The sequence below is a fragment of the Streptomyces malaysiense genome, from assembly GCF_000980885.2.
Taxonomy (GTDB): domain Bacteria; phylum Actinomycetota; class Actinomycetes; order Streptomycetales; family Streptomycetaceae; genus Streptomyces; species Streptomyces malaysiense.
On record NZ_LBDA02000135.1, the window covers coordinates 1 to 217 of the forward strand.

Below are 217 nucleotides of genomic sequence, written 5' to 3' on the forward strand. Positions count from 1 at the left end.
CTGCAGGCCAGAGCCACTGATCAGGGTGGAGGCAAGCCGCAGTGGCGGGCGGTGGCCGTCGACGGGAAACAGCTGCGCGGATCGAGGGCGGGCGGCGGCAAGGCGGTGTGGCTGCTGGCAGCCCTGGATCACACGGGCACGGTGATCGGGCAAAGGCAGATCGACGCGAAGAGCAACGAGACACCCGCTTTCGTCCCCCTGCTCGAGGGCCTCGACC

General features: G+C 69.6%; 1 pseudogene. It reads left to right on the forward strand.

Annotation, left to right across the window (positions count from 1 at the left end):
* Positions 1 to 217 (forward strand): annotated as a pseudogene (locus tag VT52_RS38550) (ISAs1 family transposase); the annotation flags it as partial.